Genomic DNA, 23,841 nt, shown 5'->3' with positions numbered 1-23,841 from the left:
AGGAGGGGAAAGTAGATGGATTGGAGCAAAATAAAAACCATTTTTATACTGACCTTTCTTGTGCTCAATGTCTATTTATTGTATGAGTACTTTACTGTCGTCCAAGCAAAAGAACAAGAAACGGAATTTCCTTTATCAAGCACGTTAGAAGAAAAGTTAAAGGATGATGACATTTCGTATGACGCAAATATTTTTACGACAGAAGAAGTCAGTGGCCAGTTGTTACGGGCAACTCCTAAAGAGTTTGAAAAAGATGAATTGAAGAGCCTGAATGGAGAAGACATTAAGGTTGATGGCGGTGTCGAGTATATATTTGATGTCAATAAGCCATTGATGAAAGTAAGTGAAGACTTTGATCCAAAGGAATTAGAGTCCTTTATTCAGAGTCAAGTCTTATACGGTAATGAGTATCGTTTTTGGGAGAAGAAAGGCAATACCATTACGTATTATCAAACATACCAAGAGAAAATCATCTACCAAAATAAAAATGCTGAATTAACCTTCTTCTTAAATGAAAATAATGAAATTGTCTCTTATACACAAACATACTTGGAAACAATTGAACCAATTGAGGATGATCAAAAATTGATCAAGCCGCCATCTGAAGCATTATCTTCTTTATACAATAGTGGCAAGATCCCGTCTGGCAGTAAAGTATCAGAACCAGAGCTTGGGCTTCATACGTATGTCGATATGAGTAATCTTCAAGTATTAACACCAGCTTGGCGCTTCGTCATTGATGGTGAATACAGTCTATATGTACACGGATTCGAGCTAAATGTACTCGAACTAAATAAAAATGAGAATAAAACAATGGAGTGAGAGAAACCTATGTCTTTTCAATTTAGCGTTCTCGCGAGCGGCAGTACGGGGAATGCCATTTTTGTAGAGACCAACACCCACTCCTTTTTAGTGGATGCTGGCCTCAGTGGCAAGCAAATGGAAGCATTATTTAAAGAAATTGATCGTGATATGAGTCGTTTAGACGGGATACTTGTGACACACGAGCATAGTGACCATATAAAAGGTGTCGGTATTGTTGCAAGGAAATATGGGCTCCCGATCTATGCCAATGAAAAAACATGGCAGGCGATGTCTCCGTTAATTGGACAAGTCCCAACAGAGCAGAAATTCACCTTTGATATGGAAACCGTAAAAACCTTCGGCGACCTCGATATTCAATCATTCGGCGTCTCACATGATGCAGCCGAACCGATGTTTTACGTTTTTCATCAAGGCGAGAAGAAACTTGTGCTCATCACAGATACGGGGTATGTAAGTGATCGCATGAAGGGACTTATTTCAAACGCCGATGCCTATGTATTTGAAAGTAATCATGACGTGCAAATGTTAAGAATGGGACGTTACCCATGGAATATTAAACGTCGGATTTTAAGCGATGTCGGCCATGTCTCCAATGAAGACGCGGCGATTGCGATGAGCGAAGTGGCCGGTGATCGCACGAAAGGCTTTTATCTTGCCCACCTAAGTCAAGATAATAATATGAAGGACTTGGCACGCATGGCTGTCGCACAAACACTTGAAACAAAAGGCATACGCGTCGGAGAGCGATTCCAGCTCTTTGATACAGATCCGAAAAAACCTACAGCTTTAACAGCTGTTTAAGGCAAGAAATAATGGGTAGAAGGAAGGGGAGGCTTAGATGCTACCCCTTCCTTTTTTGCGCTTTTTACCAAATCAGAAAGAAAGTATGAACAAATTCGTAAGATTTTCTTGTCTTATGCATTTTAGTATTTGTCTTTTTTCATCTATGCGTATAATAATAGTAGCGGAGTAAGCCTCTATACGTTTCATCAGGTAATCTTTCTCATTCCTAGTATGTTTCTAATGAAGAAGAGTTATGATAACACTAGGGAAAAAAGAGACCTCATTTTTTATAAAAATAGAAGGATATATCTTAAAAAAAGAAAATGGAATGAAAGGGTTGGTTGTGTAATGGGCTATTATGATGATCATTATAATCGAGAGGGACGCACCAAAAAGGGAAGTAAAGCAGGATACATATTCTCTAGTCTTGTCGGTGTCATTATCGGTGCATTGCTCGTTTTATTCGTTGTTCCCCAAATGAATGGGGGCTCTAATGGTGGAGAAACATTAGGCTTATCAAACACAGATGAAAACAGCCAAGTAGAAACGAAAAAAGTATCGGTAGATGTGGAAACAGAAATCACATCAGCAGTCGAAAAGGCAAGAGGAGCGGTTGTTAGCATCTCCAACATCCAATCGGCAGGCATGTGGTCGAATGGTCAAAATGGTGAAAGCACACAAGGAGTAGAAGCAGGCTCTGGCTCTGGTGTCATTTATAAGAAAGAGGGGGACCATGCCTTTATCGTGACGAATCACCATGTCGTCGACGGTGCGGAGAGGCTTGAAGTCAATCTCTTCAATGGTGAGAAAATTGCTGCTGAGCTCGTAGGATCCGACGTATGGACAGACTTAGCTGTACTTGAAATAGATGGCTCGATTGTAGAGGATGTCGCAGAATTTGGTGATTCCGACGCTCTATCAATTGGTGAGCCTGCGATTGCTATCGGAAATCCACTCGGTCAATTTGAAGGCTCAGTCACAAAAGGGATTATTTCCGGCTTAAATCGGACCGTACCAGTCGATATTGATCAAAACGGTACAGTCGATTGGAATGCTGAAGTCCTACAAACAGATGCAGCCATTAACCCAGGAAATAGCGGTGGGGCACTCGTCAATATTAGCGGACAAGTCATCGGCATTAACTCGATGAAAATTGCTGAATCCTCTGTGGAAGGCATTGGGCTTGCCATTCCGATTAATTTTGCCCAAACGGTCATCAGTGACTTAGAACAGCATGGTGAAGTGAGAAGACCATATATGGGCGTACAAATCGCTTCAGTAAGTGATATCCCTGCCTATTATCAAGAAGAAGCGTTAAAACTTCCGAAAGATGTAGAAAACGGTGTAGTTGTGAGCGGAGTCGAGCCAAATGGTCCAGCTGCAGAAGCAGGACTGAAAGAAATGGATGTCATTGTTGAGCTAGATGGCGAAGAAATTACCGATGTCTTAGATTTACGCCACCATTTATATGGTCAGGACGTAGGAGATGAGATGAAGGTGAAGTATTATCGCGAAGGTAAATTAGCAGAAACAACAATGGCCTTAAAAACCGAGAATACATTCTAAATTCATCCACAGGAAAGTGAAGGCATCACTTTCCTGTTTTTTTTAGTTTTGATAAGATGAGATGTGGATAAATTATAAATAGATAAATGAGGAGGCACCGAAGATGATTTATAGCTGTGAAGAACATATTGATATCGCCATCGATACCATTGTAGACGAACACGAAACCTTCCCAGTGTTAACAAAATGTGCACCAGAAGAAAACTTATCAACAACCTGTGAATTCTGCCCCAACCCAGCCATATATATGGTGGCGAACAAATAATCCCATACAAGATGTGGATAGAAAATGTGGATATGTGGATAACTTCTGTGGATATTCTGTTTATGGTGTGAGGATGAGCTGTGTATATCTTTTGAGGGATGAAATGAGACTGGGACATAACTAAATGAGCTAACCTCAAAAAAGAACAATAGCAAATTGATTTTAAAACATCATTTGCAAAAAAAGTCCGTTCCATTGCGCTACAGTCACTCGCTTTCCGCGGGGAGGGGCTGAGCCTCCTCGGCATTGCCTGTGGGGTCTCAGCTTTCCCTCTATTTCCCGCAGGAGTCGAGTGTCTTCCGCTCCATTTCACTATTCTTTTCATATAAGGGTTCAAATCACACAAAAAACCGAATGATTAGATGCTAGAACTCCTAATCATTATCATTCGGATAAATCATTAGCTAGAATACTTATGTCCCAACCTCTTTCATCATTTTATTCATCTAATTCCTCTAGTCGTTTGATCATTCGTTGACTATGTTTATCCTCGGGATTTGTCTTGTACGCTTTTAATGCCTCAGTAAATTTCTTATCTAATAATAGTTGATCGGCTTCAGTTAGTGTTCTCATTTTTAAGTAAAAGAAGGGAAGATGACCGATCGTATCATTACCTAAGCGGTAGCCGTTGCTTCTTGTCAGTAATTCATCATGTTCATCGAAAGCGTCAACAGACCAAGAAAAGCGGTTGTTTGGGTTGGTGAAAGCGAGTAATGTAATAGGATCAACAGAACCTGGCTCATCCCCTGACATAGAGAGTCCCACGGTATAGTCATATAAGTCCTCCACTGGCACATCTATTTCGTTTGTTGCAATATGTGAGCGAAAGGGGCTACTCATCGAACCAGATCCATCATCTATATCGACAGCGAGATGTAGTTGATAATAGGCAGCCCCCTTTACCGGTTCCCAAGAAAAATGCACCGTGTCCGTTGTGATTTTTGCCTGATTAACCGGTGAATCAATCTCAATTAACGGACGAAGCGTGATATCCTTCGTGACTTCAAGCTGATCGCCAACTGTTAGCCAATCATCCATCGTTGATGGATAAGTCCATCCATTAATCTGATCGAAAGAAAACCCAAGAATCACTTGATAACGTCCTGATTCAACAAAGTTCCATTCATAAAAGCCATCTTTATCTGTCGTCGTAAAATAACGTTCATCCCCAAGAGCGCCATAATGAATGTCTGATTCATCTCGCAAAATAACCCCAACATTGGCCGCAGGTTTGCCGTCACTATACATAATTCTACCTTTTACGGTACTAGTAGTCGGGTTATTGATGCTACTTTCTATTCGATCCTTAAGTGATACCAATGACTCGTATACGTCAGTAGTATACTCCGATTCTATTGTGTCATCATTCTCTTCAGCTTGTTTATATTCATTTAAAATGACATTCACTTGTTCACGAGCTTCTTGCAACTTCCCCTGTTTCATCGCGATTTCTACTTGTCTTTGCCCGATTTTAGCGTGCCAATAATAATCGCCTTTCTCCAGTTTTTCATCAAATGTCTCTAACAGTTGGTTTGCTTCTGTATATTCTTTGTGGTTAATGGCAAAGTCGACCCGTTCTAGTTGTAGATCATTATAATAGAGACTATAGGAGCTAGCGGCACGTTCTGACGCTTGATCCAAAGTCTGTTTAGCAAGATCGGACTGATTCATCTCTTCATAATAGGACGTAAGCTGTTTGACTGCTAGAACGAAGTAATCATCAAGAGGTCCTTCTTTTACATATTGCTTAAGATAAGGTAATTTTTCTTTCCAAGTAAAGTTTATGATTTTTGAATGATCTAATTGCACCTCTGAGTAAGATGGCCCAGCAAAGACATTAAACCGCTCAACTGGTTGTATGAGCATATATTCTTGAATGATGTTCCATTTTTGCGTCTCAAAAACTGTATCATCTTCAAGTGTTTGCAGTAAGGCAACCTTAGCCTCAGAATGTCCTTGGTCAGCTTGTTTTTTCGCATTATAAATATTCCATTGTGGGATAATCAAAAAAATCATCGTAGCAATAAGCAAAAGAAAGGCAACAACCAGATAGACGAGCTGCTTCACTTGTAGTTTAATTTTCATATTTCTTAACCAGCTTTTCAAAATCTTCTTTCCAATACACGTTGCCGCCGATTTTAATCGTCTCATTGTTTTCCCTCGTCGTGTAACTGATCTCGTTGCCGGCAAAAGTTAAACCGGACAGCAATACAATCATCATCCCAAAAGCTGCAACCGGAAGGAGGGGAATCTCAATCTCCTTATGCCAAAGGGAGTTCAATCTTTGTTTCCACGTTGGTTTGCCCATTCGGTCCATTACATTTCGTTGCTTGGTGAAACGAAGGTGTTCTAACTCCTTTTCGAGTTGTTTTTTCATATGCCGATACTCCCTTCAGGAAGAATTTCTTTTAAAAGCAGTCGTGCCCGCTTTAACTTGGACTTGACTGTGTTCTCATTGGTTTTCGTAAATAAGGCGATGTCTTTAATCTTCATTTCGTTAAAGTAAAATAATGTAATGACTTCACGATATTTATAGTCTAATTGTTGAATGCTAGTGCTGATGCTCTCATGCCACTCAGAAAATAGCAGAGCATTTTCAGGATTCAATGTCTGACTGTCTGCTTTTGTTCTCTCAATCAAATCAAGAGGGGCAAGCAGCACTTTCCAACGCGATTTCCTCATTTGGGAGCGGCAGCGATTAAGAAGAATGGTCGTTAACCAACTTTTCAACTTCTCCTCATCCTCAAGCTGATCTATCTTTTGAAAAGTGATCACAAACGTATCCTGAACCGCCTCTTCTGCCAACTGATAATCCTTCAAAAGCAAGAAAGCGGTCCGTAGCAGATAATCCCCATACGCAGCCATCACTTCTAAATACGCCTCATCTTCTTTCTGTTTCAAACGCTCTACAAGATGCAAAAATACCGCCCCTCCTCTCCTGGTAAAATCGAGTATAATACATAGATGCTAAAAGGCATGGAAAAGTTGCAAAAAGAAGGAAAAATTTTTCAGACAACAAAGAGGACCATCAATAAGTCAGCACACTTTATGGTAAACTAGGGGAAGAAAAAACAGCACGGAAGGAAGGCCAGTATGAACATCACAATCGTATCCGTTGGCAAACTAAAAGAAAAATACTTAAAACAAGGCATCGACGAATATAAAAAACGCCTAAGCGCCTACGCCAAACTAACCCTAATCGAAGTACCAGACGAAAAAGCCCCAGAATCCATGAGCGCAGCCGAAATGGAAGAAGTCAAACGCAAAGAAGGCGACCGCATACTCGCCCACATCGCCCCAGACACCTTCGTCATCACCCTAGAAATCCAAGGCAAAATGCTCACCTCCGAACAACTCGCAAAGAAACTAGACGACCTCGCCACCTATGGTAAGAGTAAGATTGCTTTTGTTATTGGAGGATCGCTTGGGACTAGTAAGGAAGTGGAGAGTAGGAGTGATCTGGCATTGTCTTTTTCGAAGATGACGTTTCCGCATCAGGTGATGAGATTGTTGTTGTTGGAGCAGATTTATCGGGGGTTTCGGATTAATCGGGGGGAACCTTATCACAAGTAAGTGCAGTTTATAAAGATTTTAATTTACAAACTAATAAGTATAAAAAAGTCGAAACTAAGAATAGACTAAGTGGATTTATTACTTTTATTTAAAAGTAGGAAAAATTAAAATTCCTGCAATAAAGAATATCAGCTGGTACTCAACTGGATTGAAACCGATTTAATCTATTGTAAATCCAAAGTATTAATAGAATGGCTTCAACATATATAAGTGCACAAGATCTTCGTCAGTTTATTCAGCTCCCATCCTGTATAAATTAATTGCTTCCCGTAATGAATGTAGAAAATGTTGCTCTGTTTTAATAACTAATGAATTTGTAAAATTATTCAATTCTACATTTTGGATGAAAAAGCATCTATTTGGTAGGTCTATTGAAAAAGCGCTGAGTTGAAAAATACACGGGTGGTAATGAGTAATGTGGTCAGGTTCGAATTTATAATTTGTTTATATTTGCGATATAAGGAGTTTAGAACTGCCTTTCATAATGAAGTATGAGAAATTGAAAGGGAGAGGATAAATATGAATAAAAAATTTAAATTTACATCATTGGCGATTTTTAGCTTAACCATTTTGGTGGCATGCAGCGACGAGACAGCAACGGAGATGGAGACAACTAATTCGACGGATGAGGTTGAGCAAACAGCACAAGTTGAGGAGAAAAGCCAGTTTACAAAAGGTCAGGAAATGATGAATCTATTAAGTAGTACAAATTGGCAAGGAACAAAAGTTTATGATCAAGATAACAATGATTTAACAAAGGAAAATGCAAACTTTATTGGCTTGGCTAAATATGATTCAGAAACAGGGCACTATGAGTTTTTTGATTCAGCAACAAAGGAGACACGTGGAGATGAAGGTACATTCTTCGTGACTAACGATGGAGAGAAGCGAATTTTAATTTCTAATACGATGCAATATCAAGCTGTTGTGGAGATGACGGAACTTAGCGAAGATATTTTCACATATAAGCGCATGGGGAAAGATGCAGCAGGCAATGATGTAGAAATTTTTGTTGAACATATTCCATACGAAGAAACAGAGTTAGCCTTTACAAATCCAGCGCAAACTTTAACCACCAAGACAGGGACGATATTGACAGACGTTGATGGTGATGAAGTTTTAGGCGAAACATTATGGCAAGGGACAAGGGTGATAGATGAGCAGGGGAATGATTTGACAGAGCAAAATGCCAACTTTATTAGCATTGCCAAATATAGCTCAGCAACAAATCAATATGAATTTTTCAATGTTGAATCAGGAGAGAGTCGGGATGATTTTGGTTACTTTGATGTGATTAATAGTAACAAAATGCGAGCACATGTATCACTAGGTGAAAATAAATATGGGGCTGCTTTAGAACTGACAGAATTAAACGATAACAAGTTCACGTATAAGCGCATGGGCAAAGATGCAGCAGGCAATGACGTAACTATTTTTGTGGAACATGAGCCATATAACGGAGAATTTAATTTGAATTTTAGTTTTTAACAGGTAATATTTGAATATGCTTGATTTCTCTTTTGGAAATCGGGGAAGGTGGTCACTATGACAATAAAAAATCGATTTCTCATTTCATATATTGGTGGTATTTTTATTGCGAGTGTCTCCATTCTCATGATTTTATGTATTGCTTTTTACGTAACGACAGGATTTGTACCAACTCCGAAAACATTATATGAATCCTTTACGAAGCAACGTTCCCTGAGTCCAGAAGAAGAGCTTGCTTACGTAGAATTACGAGATATAGCAAAAAGTACGCCGGACCAACTATTAGAAGAGGATATGCGAAATAAATTACAGCAATTAGAGCATCAATCTCTCGGCCTTGTAATTCGTAAGGAAGAGGATATTTTATATTATTCGGAGGAGCTAGTTGAAAGGTCCCTTATTGTCCATTTTCCTGATTTTGATACAAATAATATTGAAACAAAGGGTACAGTTGATAACGCAGGTAGAATGTACCGTTACATTAAATTTGATTTTTATTACAGTGATCAGACTAAAGGTAGTATACTCGTGTTGAAGAAAGAAAATAGTTTTTTAGAGTTTCTGACTAGATGGGGAATGCTCATTATTTTGATCATTATGATAGTTTCGGTTGCAGTTATGCTGTTTTTAAATCATCAAATTCGCAAATCAATTATCAAGCCTATTGAAAGATTAGGGCAAATAATGTCCAGCATTCGGGACAGTGACATGATGATGCAGGCACCTACTTTGCCGGAAAATACTGCAAAAGAAGTCCAGCAGCTGACTGCAAATTTTGAACGAATGCGAGAGGCATTACTTGCTTCTATTGAGGAGAAGCAAAATCTAGAAAATAACCGGAAAGATTTAGTAGCGAGTATTTCACATGATTTGAAAACTCCGATTACCTCTATTATTGGTTATGTGGAGGGTTTGCAAGAGGGTGTTGCTGAAACACCGGAAAGGCAAGAAAAGTATTTAAAAACAATCCATTCCAAATCACTTGCCCTAAATCATTTAATAGAGGAGCTTTTTCTCTATTCAAAGCTTGATGCAGAGTCAGTACCATTTCGTTTTGAACGCACTTCATTGCCAGATTTTCTAGCACATGTAGTAGAGGAGTTTCAATTATCGAATCGACAGGTTCACATTAACTTGCAAGTTTCTGAGGAAGTGTATGCGCAGGTTGACCGAATGCATATGAACCGGGCGATTACGAATTTAATTGAAAATAGTATAAAGTTTCAAAAGGAGAAGGTGCCATTAGCTATTGTTGTGGAAGTGATTGTTTTGCATCGTTTTGTGCAATTAAATGTCAAAGATAACGGGCAAGGAATCTCAGAGGAGAAATTGCCATATGTATTCGATCATTTTTATCGCGGGGAGGAAGCGCGAACATCGACAACGGGCGGCAGTGGATTAGGACTAGCGATTGTGAAGCAAATCGTTGAAAAACATAAAGGTCAGGTGAAAGTTCAAAGTACGTTAAATGTAGGTACAACTGTAACCATTGTGTTGGAAAAGTCTTAAAGGAAGTGTTGAGAAATGGCAGCAGCATCAAGAATTTTAATTATTGAAGATGATATAAGTATTGCGGAATTGCAACGAGATTATTTAGAAATTCATTCAATTGAAGCAGATATTGTAACAGATGGTTTTGAAGGGATGACCCGTGCATTGAAAGAAGAGTATGACTTAGTCATTATTGATTTAATGCTACCTTCGATGAATGGCTATGAAATTTGTCGTCGTATTCGCGAAGTGAAAAATATATCGCTTATGATTGTTTCAGCAAAAAAGGAAGATATCGATAAAATTCGAGGGTTCGGTTTAGGTGCGGATGATTATTTAACAAAACCATTTAGTCCTAGTGAGTTGGTTGCACGTGTTCAAGCACATATGAAACGCTACAAACAATTAACAAACGTGGGACAACGGGTGGAGTTTATCGAAATGGGTAATATTGTTGTAGATAAAGCTGCACGTAAAGTTTTTGTACTCGGCAACGAGATTACTTTTACAACCAAGGAGTTTGATTTACTCGTATTTTTTATGGAACACCCGAATCGTGTATGGACGAAGGAACAGCTTTTTCGCCAATTATGGTATATGGATGATTTGGATGGTGATGTATTCACTGTTGTTGTACATATCGGGCGCATTCGCGACAAATTAAAAAAGGGGAAACTATCAGATCTACCGATTGAAACCATTTGGGGCAGCGGTTATCGTTTTAATCATACAATCACTCCTTGGGAAGAGAGGTTTTAATTTGAAATTTATTATAGGGCTTTTGCTTGGATTTTTATTCCTAGTTACAGGCTGTAATAATGAGGAGGAAAGGGAAATGACACATCAATCTGGTGAATTACTTCAAGCTGTTGAAGCTAATAATCTTGAAAAAGTACAGGATATTTTAAAAGATACTTCTTATCTAATTAATGAAACCAATGAAAAAGGCGAAACCCCGTTGTTAATTGCTACTCATAAAAATTATATTGAAATCGCAAAAGCTCTTATTAATGAAGGGGCAGATGTTAACAAACAAGATGTGCTCCAAGATAGTGCTTATTTATATGCAGGCGCACAAGGAAAAACGGAGATTTTAGCTTATATAATTGAAAACGCAAAACCTGATCATCAAGTGTACAATCGCTATGGTGGCAATGCATTAATTCCAGCTGCTGAGAAAGGACATTTACCTAATGTAAAGTTACTTTTAGCAGATGGGAATGTGGATATAAATCATCAAAATAACTTTGGTTATACAGCCTTAATTGAAGCAGTCGCATTAACAGATGGTTCAGAAGTATATCAGCAAATTGTACAGGAATTGTTAGTTTACAATGCTAACAAAGAGCTTCGTGATGACAATGGTATGACGGCATTGGATTATGCTAAAGATAGAGGATACACAGAGATGATTGAGTTGTTGGAGAAATAGATTATTACTATATCAGTTGAAAATAAAGACCACACTTAGGTTATTAACGGAAAATCGTATGATAAGTATCAAGACCACCCTATTCTTATACTATAAAACAATAGCACACTATACTTATTTGTTACTTTAGAAGCCATTCCCTCCCAATTGAATGGCTTTTTTATTATAGTATAATATATACAAATAATTGGATTGATCTGTAAACGGAGTGAAGAAATGATTGAGCAACTTATTATTGAACTATCAAAACGAATAAAATACATCAAACCCCCAAATATACAGAAAATTACAAAGGTGGACAATCAAGGAATACATATAGAAACAGAATCATCTAGGGATGAATACAATAGAGGTAAAAGGCATTCTCCGTATGTAGATATTGATTTTAATTTTATATTGAATGAATGGAAATCATTTACTAAAGAAAGAACAACCACTGTCGATAAGTTAATGACAGAAAGTGAAAAAAGTACGTTCATTCTATCTTACTTCGCCCAACTACCTTTTGTTGAATTATTGACCCAAGGTGATAAAGCAACCATCAAGTTAAAGGAATTCAAGACAGATGAGTTGCCGAATGAGCAGTATGAAAAGGTAATCACCTTCTTAGATGAAGTGAAAATTGGAAAATACGACACTGAGCAGCTCAGTAAGCAAGTCGAAGGTAATCTATAAAGGGTTAAGTCAAGAGCCAGGCAGGATGCAAAATTATTAGGTTTGGTGAATGAATTTAATGAGATCAATCAAAGTCAGTTCGATGCTTATAAGGCAGCTGAAAATAAAGGTGATTTTGTAAAGAAGATCATTATGAATCAAGGGTATTTTAGAGCAGCCCTTATTTGCCTTGATTTATTAAGACATCTACCTAAAAGGGACAAAAGGCTGGCTCTTGAAGAACTTGGTATGCTAATTGTGCGGAATTCTAGGGGTGAAAACCTAATGGTAGAGTCGGTAGCTAAAGAGAGAACGCACAATTTATTAATATGGTTACAAAGTACAACTTTAATTGATAAAGAGTGGAATCCAACAGAGCCTTATTTTGACACTTTAAATAAAAAGGAGCAGATCATGTCTCAAAATATACGAGAGAAATTAATCAGGATTGCGAATCAATATTTAGCTGCAAAGAGGGAAGCTTTCGGGGGGCACCAATTGGGACCCTTTGTTCGAAGTGAGGTGACCGCGGCTATACATAACCTTCCTTTTATTGACCCTTCCGAATATGTTGTGACTGGATCGGTGGGGCAAGGGAACTGGGCGTCTGTTCCTTGGATTGCGATCATGAATCGCAAAATTACTGTTTCGACGCAGAGGGGTTATTATATTGTCTATTTGTTCAGTGAGGATATGGAAAGTATCTATCTTACATTGGCCCAGGGGATAACGGAAACTTCTAAGGATGAGATGCTGAGAATTAAAGCTGAGATGAGGGGGTCTATTCCCGCAAATAGCAAGGTTAAGATAGATGATCATATTAATCTGGGAGAGAGTAAGAAGGCAAAGGGCTATGCGCTATCTACTGCGGCATATATTCGTTATGATGTGGATCAGATGCCAGGAGAAAATGTGATTTTGGATGATTTAAGAAGCATGATCAAAATATATGAGAATTATATCTCGCTGAATGATCGTACTATTTATGATAACTCTTTAAACAATAGTGATGAGGAGATAATCAGGGAGAAAAGCTATGAGTTTTTGCCCACAAAGGATTTAATTAATCACGTCTATTCTTACATACAAAGCAAAGGGTTTTATTATCCAAAAGAGGAAGTCATCAACTTATATCTTTCTTTGAAAACCAAGCCGTTTGTGATCCTTTCCGGTATTTCTGGAACGGGGAAAACCAAGATGGTGCAATGGTTTGCCGAGAGTGTTGGTGCCAATGAGAAAAATGGCCAGTTTACATTGATTCCTGTGCGGCCTGATTGGAGCGATGGTTCGGATTTATTAGGTTATGTAGATATTAAGGGAGATTTTAAAGAAGGTCCTTTAACAAAAGCCATTAAAGCAGCACATAAGCATCCAGATCTGCCTTATTTTGTTCTTTTAGATGAAATGAATTTGGCACGGGTTGAATATTATTTCAGTGATATTCTCAGTGTCATGGAGAGTCGTCGGTTGGAGGATGGGAAGGTGGTTACATCTGCTTTATTATCGGAAGAGGTTGCGAATGAGGTGATTACACTGCCTAATAATCTATTTGTGATTGGCACAGTTAATATGGATGAAACGACACATCCGTTTAGTAAAAAGGTGTTGGACCGTGCAAATACAATCGAGTTTAATCGTGTGGAGTTGGATCATTTATCTTTTCTTCAAGACCTTGAAGAAGCTGAGCCTGTGGTGATAGGGCAGAATCAACTGGCTTCAGAGTATTTACATCTGAAGGATCTTTATAAGGAAGATACGGAAATGATCGAAAAGGCAACAGCTGAGCTCGTGAGAATTAATCAGTCTCTCCAGCTAATTAATGCCCATATAGGTTACCGGGTGAGGGATGAAATTTCTTTCTATCTTGCCTATAACAAGGAAGGAGGATTATTGACCTTTGAGGAAGCATTTGATCATTGTATCCTTCAGAAGATCCTGCCTCGTTTATCCGGAAGTGACGCTAGAATTGATCAACTCCTAAGGGAATTGTATCAACTATTCACGAATACGGCGTATCAGGACGATGAGAATGCGTCGTTCGATGTAGAGAGTGTGCTGTACCCTAGGAGCGTCAGGAAAGTGGTTGAGATGCTGAGGAGGTTACAAGAAGATGGCTTTACATCCTTCTGGGTATCATGATGATGTTGAATTAGTGAAGATCGAAACGGAGGATATGTCTCTTGTGGTGAAAGGTAAGCCGTATCACGAGCGATATGAAGGATTGAAACAATACCGGGCAATGGATCGGCATGATGTCATGCAGTTTTCTGTTCATGGAGAAAAAGTAAGTCAGGTATTGATTTATAATATTGAAACACAATTGCTTAAGGAATCCTCTCAATTACGGCCAATTTTTTTCGAGAATGGTGTGTATCAAGTCATTGTCGTGCCGAAGACAAATAGAGAATTATCTTTTTACCATGAACATCCGGGCTTAAGACAAGCCGTCGCTAAGGTAGAGATAGCCAATACATATATGTTGATGGGTAACTTACGATTCCAGAATGAAGTCGGGTTAACCACTTTTGAAATTAGGGACGGTAGTCAAAAACTGTTAGATGTGACGTTAGAAGTGTTTCCAGCAAAGCTTGATTATCGAAATGATTATAAAAAGCTTCTGGAAGAGGTGAACGATGAAATTTATAATCTCGCCTTCCATTTTATTCGCAAAACCTATTTAGGGGCTAGATTGAAACTCGAAGGCAAGCCTTCAAGAAGTGAATTTTACCGTCTCATTAGTAAGCATTTTGATCAGTTCATTCAAGCCGTTAACCAAATTGAACGGCAGCCACATCATCTTTTACATAAGACCTATGAAAAGGTAAGAGGAGATCAATTAAATAAATTAGACACGAGAAGTCGAACCTATTTGCAGAAAAGGCCGCATTTGTTTACGGAGGTTAACAAGGGCATCTCAATTCAGAACAACCATAAAACATTTATGCCTATCGAAGGTCTCCGGATGAAAAAAGAACTTACCTATGATACGTTGGAAAATCGATATGTGAAATGGATGATGCAACGGGTATCTCATAAGCTCTATGATTTACTGGAGACATTAAGACATAAAGGCATGAGATGGGAAGTCGAAGTGGATACGGACCTTTTAGACAAGTTGATTGAGATGATTAAGCAATTAGAAGCGAAGCAAAAAAGCCCCTTTTGGAAAGGCATCAAAAAACTAGATCGCTCTATTCATAGTTTAGTGCTGCAGATGGCACCAGGCTATCGAGAAGCATTTCAAATTTATTTGACAGTGTCGAAAGGGTTGATGTTACAAGGAAAGCTGTATCAAATGTCGGTGAAAGATGTAGCTACACTCTATGAATATTGGACATTTTTGAAGCTTGGGCAAATCCTTGATAAGAAGTATCAACTGATCAGTCAAGATATCATCCAGGTCAACAGGGACGGGTTGTTTGTAAACCTGCAAACGAATCGGTCGGCTATGCGAAAATACAAACACCCTTATACGAAAGAGGAGATTATTCTAACATACCAAAAGTACGAAAGCGGTTTGCCTACCATCCCTCAAAAGCCAGATACGATGCTTAGCATTGCGAAGAAAGGCAAGGATTTTACCTATAACTATGTATTCGATGCCAAATATCGTATCGATTACGCCCAAGAAGGCAGTTATTATCAAAATCGATATAAGCACCCCGGGCCACTTGAGGATGATATAAACACAATGCACCGTTATCGAGATTCGATTGTAGCCTATAATGAGGGGCCGTATGAACGAACAGCCTTTGGCGCCTACGTCCTTTTTCCGTGGTCCTTTGAAGAGTTGTACCAAAATCATCACTTCTATAAGAGCATTGATAAGGTCAATATTGGTGGCTTGCCATTTCTCCCTAATGCAACAGGCTTAGTCGAAAAATTTGTAGAGAGACTGATCGAAAAAAGCCCTGAAGAAATCCAACATGAAGGCATCTTACCAAGAGGGTCATTAGAAGAATGGCATTCCAATTTGGAAGAGAAAGTGCTTGTTGGCCTTGTGAAAGATAGAGAAGAGTATATTCAATTTAAACAGACAGGCAGCTATCGTATTCCTATCACTAAGCTTAAATCAGGCTGGCAAGAGACAAAGTATATCGCTCTTTACGTAAAAAAAGGTGTTTTAGAACAAAATGGAGTCATCTGCTATGGCAGGGCCAAAGAAATAAGACCTGAAAAAGTAGGCAGCGAAGAATACATGCAATTTGAAGTGGACCATTGGATCAACTGCAACCCAATCATTAAACCTGTAGGCTACGGTGTGGCTGCCTATATGCAGACCACATTAAATCATTTGAAAGAGTCGACAGAGCTCCCAGAACTATTTATGAGATCGAAAGAAGAAAAAACGCTCTGGAGAATCCTAAGAAGGGTCTCCGATAAAATATCTATTGAACTGGACTCAGTAGAAATCGATATAGCTACTAAGGTAGAAGAATACAGGATTAAGAATGTTTTAATCAAAATCAATAAAGACAAAAGGGAAGTGTCTCTGATAGGGAAAGATGATCAGAAAACAGTTAGTCTAGATACTTTACAAAGGAATCCTTCTTTTGTTTTTAGGGAGTTGGTTGGTTTGTTAGGGAGGGAATCATAAACACACCAATCAACTCTGTTTCAACGTGAATTGGAAGGGAAGTGAGAAGAAGCATTACCACTATTAGTAGGAAACTTCTTCTCTTTTTTTGCACTTCTAATGGATTGTCAGGTTTATCTCCAAAATGAAATTTTGTCAGTACTTAATCGAATGGATTCGTATCCAGCTACTTTGGCTTTACCAATTGAAAGGATCATGACGGGAGTATATCGTTCTTCATCCAATTCAAAAGTTTTTGCTAGCTGATCTGCTTCAAATCCCGCCATTGGATTTGTATCATATCCGTGCGCACGAGCTACTAACATTAATTGCATTGCAAAGAGACTACTATCGATTTTTGCAATTTCAACTTTCATTTCTTTTGATAGTGTTGGGTAGATTGATAGAATGGTCTCGAGTTGGCTATTTCTCACTTCAGGCGGCATTTTCCCTTGTTCTACAGCTGTATTAAATATTTCTTCTGCATACAAATAGCTTTTTGTATCACCAAAAATTAATAACATGGCAGAAGAAGTATCATTTTGTAATGTATTGAAACGTACAAGAGGTTTAAGTTTTTCTTTTCCTTCGGGAGTATCTACAACAACTACACGCCAAGATTGCATATTTGCAGAGGATGGCGCCAAACTAGCTTCCGCAATAATCTCGCTTAACTCTTCTTGCGATATTTTAAAATCTTCATCATAATGACGAACAGAACGCCTTCCTTTGACTATATCGACGAAATCGTTATTCAGAATATGGTTGAACATAAAATCGCTCCTTTTGATAACTTTAGATTATTTTGACATTTTATATGCCATTGGTTATCATAAGCACATTATGAACTATGAACCTAGGTTTATAGCAATAAAAAAAGAGGTCATATGATGAAAATAAATGAAGTTTCGAAATTAACGGATTTGCCCATATCCACATTAAGATTCTATGAACGCAAAAATCTAATTCCTGACTGTTATATTGAGCGAGATGTAAATAATTATCGCGTATATGCTGAAGAAATTGTGGAGTACCTTGAGGATGTAAAAGCACTTCTATGCGCAGATTTTTCAATAGAAGAGATAAGTATGATGGTCAATCAACAAATGAACTTATCATACGATGAAAAGAAAACAATCGTTGAACAAAAAATCAAAGAAATAGATGATATCAGGAAACAATTAACCAAATCAAAAAAGTTTTTGCAGGACATTTTGGAAGGGAAAGCAGCGTTTCAGACGAAATGTTGAGAAAATTGTTTTTTCTCAACAATTAATAGGCACCAAAATGGAAGACCAAGATAAACTGTTACAGTTAAAAAATACTGATGATAAATTTAGTAGATAGATTGCATTATAATTGGTATGTAATAACTAATTACCTTTAAAGATATCTGTCTTTTGTTTTTAGAAAATTGAGTTGTTTTATTATGCATAAGCGAAGAATTTGAGGAGAAAGGCTAGTTGGTGATGACGAATCACTGCAAACATTATAAATAAGAAGAGGGTCTTTTAATATAATACTTCATCAGTTTATTTAAAGATCCCCCTTCATCTTAATAAGAATATGAGGGAGAAGGGGATAACAGTAGATGTCATCACTTATTCACAGGATACTTCTTCCCGTTCTTCACAATCTTATCCTCTATAATCTCTTTTACATCTAAGTTTAAGTCAGAACATAACATTAAGGAGTAAATTAGAACATCTGCGATTTCCTCGCGAATATTTTCTCCATTTTCTTTGAGTGCTTTTTCGCTGCTGATCCATTGGAAATCTTCTAGTAGTTCAGCTGCTTCGATAGAAATTGAGATGGCAAGGTCCTTTGGGTTGTGATATTGTCTCCAGTTCCTTTCATCTCTAAAATCGTTAATGGTGTTGATTAAGTTCCTAATATCGCTCATAAATTAATTTCCCCTTTTTAAGTCAAGTAGTCTCTGTCTTAATTTAGGATCTGTGGCGTAAATATATAATCCATGGATGCCTCGCTTCATTAGTACATTAATAGAATTTAAGATAATTTCTTCTTTAATTTCTTGATTTTTTTCAGGCAGTAAATCCGTTCGTGAAATAAATGCTCCGGTATCTTTATATTTCAAAGGATCAATGACTAATTTCCTTTGTTCGACATCGTAGCTCACCGATGGACCAAGGACAACGCCAACGTAATTTAAGTCAAATCCTTGTACAGTATAAATGGAGCCAACTTCCTTAATAGAATTTGGGTTTTCTGCCCATGTTGTACTATCTTGGGTGCTATTCCAAGGCATATTGATTCCATTTTCATCAACTATATAAGTATTACCGTCTTTTTTATGTAAATAATCAAAGGTTGAGACAATACGAGAAAGACCGAGTTCTTTGTTTTTCTTTTTAATAGCTGTTTTGAACGTACCTGGATCTTCGAAAAATTTAAGCTCGAAGGTTGAGTCATTTTCTATTGGTAACGGTAGAATCTTTTTTGCAACAAAATTGTCAATCCACTTAATTGTTTCTGGATTAGCATTCATTCTCATTTGATCTTTAAGTACTAACGTCTTAGCGTTATATTGTCTAGTGATTTCTGCTAGTAATCGATCATTCCAATAACTCTTAATCTTCAAAACTTGGTTTGGGTCAAAGATAACAATGGTGATTTTACTACGTTTTATGATTTCATCTAATTGGTTTTGGTAGCGAAAATTGTTATAAGAATCTTCCTTTGTAAGAAGCAAATGCGCTTCGTCTATTAAAACGATATCTGCTATTTCTTGCGCCCTTGTCTTTTCGTTAATAAACGGTGTCGGTTTCATCAGATTCTTTTTCTTCAAGTTGGGTAGACTGTTGGCAATGCTTTTATATGTCTTCAACATCTCAGTGTGATTCACCAGCAAATAATTGTCTGTTCCATATAATAAAGAGCTATCATCTTTGGCTAGATCCTGAATGGTATTAAACAGAGAGCTTAAAAGAACACTTTTACCAGTCCCCGCGTCACCTTCAATAGCAAAAACATGATTCCCGTTCTTCTTAATATTTTCATTACAAAATTTGAGAATTTCATTTTTAATATCGAGTTGTTGAGGGTTAAGCTCTTTATATGGAGAAAGTTTATAAATATCTTTATTCCTTAGGTTTTCAACAGTATCACTTACGATTTTTTCTTCTCTAAGCTTCTCCCAAATCATTTGGAAGAGTTCTTCATTATAGAAGGATTTCTGATAATAATTATGCATGACCCTAGAACGTGTTTGACTAACATTTTGCAATTGATAGTGGTTATCAGCAATGAAATAGTTAATTAAGTTCGACTCAATATTGTAGGTCGCAGACTGATTGAATTTTTCATGTCCAATTAATATAGAATGGCTCAAATTTTTCCGTTTTTTATCTTCTCGATGCTTTTTCAAACGTCGTGAAGCTTGAACCGTCTGTCCAATATAGGCGGACGGTCTCTTTTTCTCGTTATATAGTATATATAAAATAGGATAGTTATTTAGGTGCAGTGTCTTTACAGCATTTACATGATCACGAGTAAAACTTATCTTTTCAAATACTAATCCATTCATGTTTTTATCCTCAGTATGTCTTTTTTTATATAGTATCATATATTACAAATCAATTGTTATATATTGGGGGTACAGTATTTGTGAAGGTATGTTAGGTTAAATGATGATTAACTATATATACGACACATTAAAAAACCATGAAAATTATGGATGAAATGCCGATAATTTTGATAGATAGGTTATTCCAAATACTGGATCGTTATATCCTGCTAAAAGGGTTTAATAAGTTTTTAACAAATATTTGATAATGGGAGTGAGAAGTTGAATAAAAGGGAAGATATCATAAATGCCTGGATTACAATAGAGCAGCTTTCTGAAGGTGATATTAATAAAAAAGACAAATCGCTAAAGCTGTTACATAAAAAGGAAGATGACTGGCATTATTTTTTCTCAGCCTTTTTAATTAAACAAAAAGAACAGCAAAATGTCTCAGAAAAGCAATTTAAAAAGTCAGGATTAGTATTTTATTTTGATATTTTTAATTTTCAAGAAGTTGTTGATATTTTAAGGGAAAAATACAAGATTGCTAATACATATGAAGAGGTAAGTAACTCAGATAAATTTACTTTCTCATTATTTTTTGATAATCAATTAAATTTCATAGCAGACAAATTGTTTTTTACTATGAGTGGCTATATTCATCAGCATGGTGTTTTGCCTGAAGATATTTTAAAAGTTGAAACCTCATTTAGAGAAAACTTGGTTAGGAAATTTCACGAAGATTTTAATGTCGCGATTTCCGAACTTTTACAAAAGTATCATGTATCCGAAGAGAACTTCCGCTATGCATTTGTGAAAAACTTAGATAATGGAGATGTCAATTTACATTCATTCTTTATTGAAGATCTAACCAAAGCAAAGACAATAACTAATGAAAACTTGAATCGATTTTTTAATGGTTTTTCTGGATATAGGAAAAATTTAGACGGGAATAAAAAATCAATTCACTTTAACTCAAATATTTTTGAGACAATCTTACAACCTAAATTTTATCCATTAGGGCGTTTCCCCAGTAATCCTGATTTTTCGCTTTCATTTATGCAACAAGTTGCTGTAAACCTTGCTTTAAATGATAAAAATGATATTCGAAGTGTTAATGGGCCACCAGGGACAGGGAAAACTACGCTCTTAAAAGACATATTTGCTGATTTAGTAGTACAACAGGCAGCGGAAATTATCAAGTTTCCTGATAAAACTATTCAAGGAAATCTAGTTTATTGGAAAAATGCAAGACTTGGAACATTACCCCAATCGATTTCAGATAAAAACATGATTGTTGCAAGTTCAAACAATGGGGCAGTCCAAAATATTGTGATGGAGTTACCAAAGAAAGAGGAAATTGATATTGCATTTCAAAAACAACTAGAGGAAGCGAATTATTTCAAAGATGTCTCTAATTCTAAATTGGACGGTAAAGGTTTCGGGAAGAATCGCGAAATTGAAAGTGAACTTTTAAATGATGAAAATTGGGGTGCATTTTCATTAGAAGGTGGTACGTCAAAAAATATTAATAAGTTACTTTTAAATATTGAAGTAATTGAAAAAGATCTGGAAGAAAATTATCAAGCAAATACAAGTGTAAGTGTATATCAAGAGTTCTTACAAAAATATGAAAAGATAAAAATTGTAAGAGAGAAAATACAAGAGTATAGTGAGAAAATATATTCTCTCAAAAAATTAAAAAATAAACATAAAGAGCAATCCATCGCTTTTGAACAGGAGAAACAAAAAAGAGAATCGATTTTGGAATCACAAGATAAAGAAGCTAGGCTTGAACTAGAAAGAAATAACCATGAAAGTGTAAATCTGCAAAAAGATTTATCGGATATTGTCATTGAACTTGATAACATTGCTAATATGTATACTCAAGCAGAACGGAATTATGATGTTGTTATTTCACAAAAGCCAAGTTTTTTATGGGTTCAAAAGATATTTAAAAAGTCAAAAGTTGAACAATATTCAAGAGAACTCAATAATGCGAATGATCTTTTAAATGATCTTTCTCAACAGAAAACAAAAATTTTGAACGATCGCAAACTACTAGAAAATAGGAAAAAGGATAATGAGATAAAAGCTGAGAAGATTGAAAGAAAAATTCGGATCATTCAAGATGACTTCAAAAAATGGATGACTACTCAACAAAATAATATTAAAAAAATCGAAAATGAAATTAAGCTATTGGAAGAACTTAAGTTTCAAAGTGGAATAAGTGAACTGGATTTTTCACTCCCGTATGATGAACTACAAAAGTCTAATCCGTGGTTTACAAGGCAATTTCGAGTTTTACAATCAGAATTATTTATTTCTGCCTTGAAAGTTAGAAAGCAATTCTTGTATGAAAACAGAAAAAACTTAAAAGCTGCTAGGATTATTTGGAATAAGCAGTCTGAATACATAGGGAAACAGAATGGGTATCAGTTAATTTCAGAATCATGGCAATGGTTGAATTTCGCTATCCCTGTTGTTAGTACTACATTTGCTAGTTTTGGAAGAATGTTTAAAAATATGAATGAAAACTCAATTGGTAATTTATTTATCGATGAAGCTGGTCAAGCTTTACCACAAGCGAGTGTTGGTGCAATATTAAGAAGTAAAAAAATTATGGTTGTTGGGGATCCGTCACAGATAAAACCAGTAGTGAGTTTAGATTCAAATGTATTGACCTTTGGAAGACATTACAAAGTTGACGAGAAATTTGTTGCTGCTGATGTTTCTACTCAAACTATTGTGGATGACACAAGTCAGTATGGATTCAAAAAAAATGATGATGAATGGATAGGCATACCACTTTGGGTACACAGGCGTTCAAACTATCCAATGTTTACGATTTCAAATGAAATATCTTATGATGGGTTAATGGTACAAGGGAAACCTGAAGAAAAGTCAAATGGTAAATCAAAGTGGTATCACTCAACTGGGAAAGCAAATGATAAATTTGTTAAAGAACAAGCTGATTTATTGAAAAATTTAATTATAGAAGGTTTGCAAGAAAGTCCAGCATTAGCAGACGATATCTATGTTATAACTCCTTTTAGAAATGTGGCATATAAACTTGCACGTGTATTAGATGAGATTAACTTCACGAAACGGGAAAATGGAAAAATAGCCAATATCGGGACTGTTCATACTTTTCAAGGTAAAGAAGCAAAAATTGTCTATTTTGTTCTTGGAGCTGACTCAAATAGCAGTGGGGCAGCAAGGTGGGCTGTTTCTGATCCAAATATGATGAATGTTGCAGCTACACGAGCAAAAGAGGAATTTTATATTATTGGAGATAAAAAATTATATGCATCCCTTGGTAGTGAAGTGGCAAATAAAACAATTTCTATTATTGATGATTATAATGAAACTAGAACAAAAGTTTTTTGACCAGAGAAAAAACCGAATTCTTAATCGAGAATCTTCATTCGGATTTCGAGTTAGCTCTGATTTTCTTTGTTTTAATTGTTTATCAAATCACCTTTCGGTTTTATAGTTGTGTCATGTAGTTATGTCCCACCTCTTTGGAATAATCATATTATGATTCAATCTTTCCCCCTAAAACAGAAGTGTGGATGTTTGGTTATTGATATATGGAAAATGAATAGCCCTTTTGTTATAAAACTACGCATTCTACTTAGGGGTGAAAGTGCAGGGTATTA

Annotated in this window: 18 protein-coding genes and 1 pseudogene; 13 read left to right on the top strand and 6 right to left on the bottom strand. The window is 36.7% G+C overall.

The features are described 5' to 3' along the window. Nucleotides 1-15: 15 nt before the first annotated feature. From MHI57_RS14815 to MHI57_RS14800, 4 genes are all read left to right on the top strand, one after another. The gene (locus tag MHI57_RS14815; protein WP_095371359.1) at nucleotides 16-822 is read left to right on the top strand and encodes a two-component system regulatory protein YycI; all 807 of its coding nucleotides are present in this window, start codon (nucleotides 16-18) and stop codon (nucleotides 820-822) included. A 9-nt stretch (nucleotides 823-831) separates the two neighbouring features. After that, nucleotides 832-1,626, top strand: coding sequence for an MBL fold metallo-hydrolase (locus MHI57_RS14810; protein WP_095371360.1), 795 nt, complete (start codon nucleotides 832-834; stop codon nucleotides 1,624-1,626). A gap of 330 nt (nucleotides 1,627-1,956) precedes the next feature. Then, nucleotides 1,957-3,174 (top strand): S1C family serine protease, encoded by a 1,218-nt coding sequence (locus MHI57_RS14805; protein ID WP_224936994.1) that lies wholly within the window; start codon nucleotides 1,957-1,959, stop codon nucleotides 3,172-3,174. Between the two features lie 103 nt (nucleotides 3,175-3,277). Then, nucleotides 3,278-3,439 (top strand): CxxH/CxxC protein, encoded by a 162-nt coding sequence (locus MHI57_RS14800; protein WP_224936993.1) that lies wholly within the window; start codon nucleotides 3,278-3,280, stop codon nucleotides 3,437-3,439. A 438-nt stretch (nucleotides 3,440-3,877) separates the two neighbouring features. Here the strand turns inward: MHI57_RS14800 and MHI57_RS14795 are convergent, their stop codons facing one another. The 3 genes from MHI57_RS14795 to MHI57_RS14785 are packed head-to-tail and all read right to left on the bottom strand — an operon-like array spanning nucleotide 3,878 to nucleotide 6,358. Continuing rightward, nucleotides 3,878-5,545: a carboxypeptidase-like regulatory domain-containing protein gene (locus MHI57_RS14795; RefSeq protein WP_340977057.1), complete on the bottom strand. Its 1,668-nt coding sequence runs from the start codon at nucleotides 5,543-5,545 to the stop codon at nucleotides 3,878-3,880. Then, complete coding sequence (locus tag MHI57_RS14790; protein WP_340977055.1) at nucleotides 5,514-5,816, bottom strand: hypothetical protein; 303 nt, start codon at nucleotides 5,814-5,816, stop codon at nucleotides 5,514-5,516. Before MHI57_RS14790 ends, MHI57_RS14795 begins: the two co-directional genes overlap by 32 nt. Then, entirely contained in the window at nucleotides 5,813-6,358 is a 546-nt protein-coding gene (locus MHI57_RS14785; protein WP_340977053.1) for an RNA polymerase sigma factor, read from the bottom strand. The genes MHI57_RS14790 and MHI57_RS14785 overlap by 4 nt, the downstream gene beginning before the upstream one ends. A 174-nt stretch (nucleotides 6,359-6,532) precedes the next feature. Between MHI57_RS14785 and rlmH the strand changes: the two genes are divergently transcribed. The 7 genes and pseudogenes from rlmH (at nucleotide 6,533) to MHI57_RS14750 (ending at nucleotide 16,674) form a co-directional block, all read left to right on the top strand. Then, the gene (rlmH, locus tag MHI57_RS14780; protein ID WP_340977052.1) at nucleotides 6,533-7,012 is read left to right on the top strand and encodes a 23S rRNA (pseudouridine(1915)-N(3))-methyltransferase RlmH; all 480 of its coding nucleotides are present in this window, start codon (nucleotides 6,533-6,535) and stop codon (nucleotides 7,010-7,012) included. Between the two features lie 519 nt (nucleotides 7,013-7,531). After that, nucleotides 7,532-8,500: a DUF4822 domain-containing protein gene (locus MHI57_RS14775; protein WP_340977050.1), complete on the top strand. Its 969-nt coding sequence runs from the start codon at nucleotides 7,532-7,534 to the stop codon at nucleotides 8,498-8,500. A gap of 57 nt (nucleotides 8,501-8,557) precedes the next feature. Continuing rightward, nucleotides 8,558-10,009, top strand: coding sequence for a sensor histidine kinase (locus tag MHI57_RS14770; RefSeq protein WP_340977049.1), 1,452 nt, complete (start codon nucleotides 8,558-8,560; stop codon nucleotides 10,007-10,009). A gap of 15 nt (nucleotides 10,010-10,024) precedes the next feature. Then, nucleotides 10,025-10,750: a response regulator transcription factor gene (locus tag MHI57_RS14765; RefSeq protein WP_340977047.1), complete on the top strand. Its 726-nt coding sequence runs from the start codon at nucleotides 10,025-10,027 to the stop codon at nucleotides 10,748-10,750. 76 nt (nucleotides 10,751-10,826) lie between these two features. Further along, a complete protein-coding gene (locus MHI57_RS14760) occupies nucleotides 10,827-11,423 on the top strand; it encodes an ankyrin repeat domain-containing protein (RefSeq protein WP_340977046.1) in 597 nt (198 codons plus the stop codon). 216 nt (nucleotides 11,424-11,639) lie between these two features. Continuing rightward, nucleotides 11,640-14,216 (top strand): annotated as a pseudogene (locus MHI57_RS14755) (MrcB family domain-containing protein). Further along, nucleotides 14,188-16,674 (top strand): restriction endonuclease-like protein, encoded by a 2,487-nt coding sequence (locus MHI57_RS14750; protein ID WP_340977045.1) that lies wholly within the window; start codon nucleotides 14,188-14,190, stop codon nucleotides 16,672-16,674. Before MHI57_RS14755 ends, MHI57_RS14750 begins: the two are co-directional and overlap by 29 nt. Nucleotides 16,675-16,787: 113 nt before the next feature. Here MHI57_RS14750 and MHI57_RS14745 read toward each other — a convergent pair whose 3' ends face one another. Further along, a complete protein-coding gene (locus tag MHI57_RS14745) occupies nucleotides 16,788-17,426 on the bottom strand; it encodes a nitroreductase family protein (protein ID WP_307318977.1) in 639 nt (212 codons plus the stop codon). Between the two features lie 117 nt (nucleotides 17,427-17,543). Between MHI57_RS14745 and MHI57_RS14740 the strand changes: the two genes are divergently transcribed. Next, entirely contained in the window at nucleotides 17,544-17,903 is a 360-nt protein-coding gene (locus tag MHI57_RS14740) for a MerR family transcriptional regulator (protein WP_095371373.1), read from the top strand. A gap of 347 nt (nucleotides 17,904-18,250) precedes the next feature. Here MHI57_RS14740 and MHI57_RS14735 read toward each other — a convergent pair whose 3' ends face one another. Together MHI57_RS14735 and MHI57_RS14730 are read right to left on the bottom strand one after the other, a co-directional pair. Continuing rightward, the gene (locus tag MHI57_RS14735; protein WP_322909903.1) at nucleotides 18,251-18,556 is read right to left on the bottom strand and encodes a nucleotide pyrophosphohydrolase; all 306 of its coding nucleotides are present in this window, start codon (nucleotides 18,554-18,556) and stop codon (nucleotides 18,251-18,253) included. Between the two features lie 3 nt (nucleotides 18,557-18,559). Beyond that, nucleotides 18,560-20,200 (bottom strand): DUF2075 domain-containing protein, encoded by a 1,641-nt coding sequence (locus tag MHI57_RS14730; RefSeq protein WP_322909902.1) that lies wholly within the window; start codon nucleotides 20,198-20,200, stop codon nucleotides 18,560-18,562. A 261-nt stretch (nucleotides 20,201-20,461) separates the two neighbouring features. Between MHI57_RS14730 and MHI57_RS14725 the strand changes: the two genes are divergently transcribed. After that, nucleotides 20,462-23,569 carry a DEAD/DEAH box helicase gene (locus MHI57_RS14725; RefSeq protein WP_340977043.1) on the top strand — a complete coding sequence of 1,036 codons (3,108 nt, stop codon included), beginning with the start codon at nucleotides 20,462-20,464 and terminating at the stop codon, nucleotides 23,567-23,569. Nucleotides 23,570-23,841: the final 272 nt, after the last annotated feature.

Source organism: Cytobacillus sp. FSL K6-0129, from assembly GCF_038007625.1.
GTDB classification, from domain to species: Bacteria; Bacillota; Bacilli; order Bacillales; family Cytobacillaceae; genus Cytobacillus; species Cytobacillus kochii.
The sequence above is the reverse complement of the archived record's forward strand: the minus strand, read 5'-3'. Positions and strand labels throughout refer to the sequence as shown.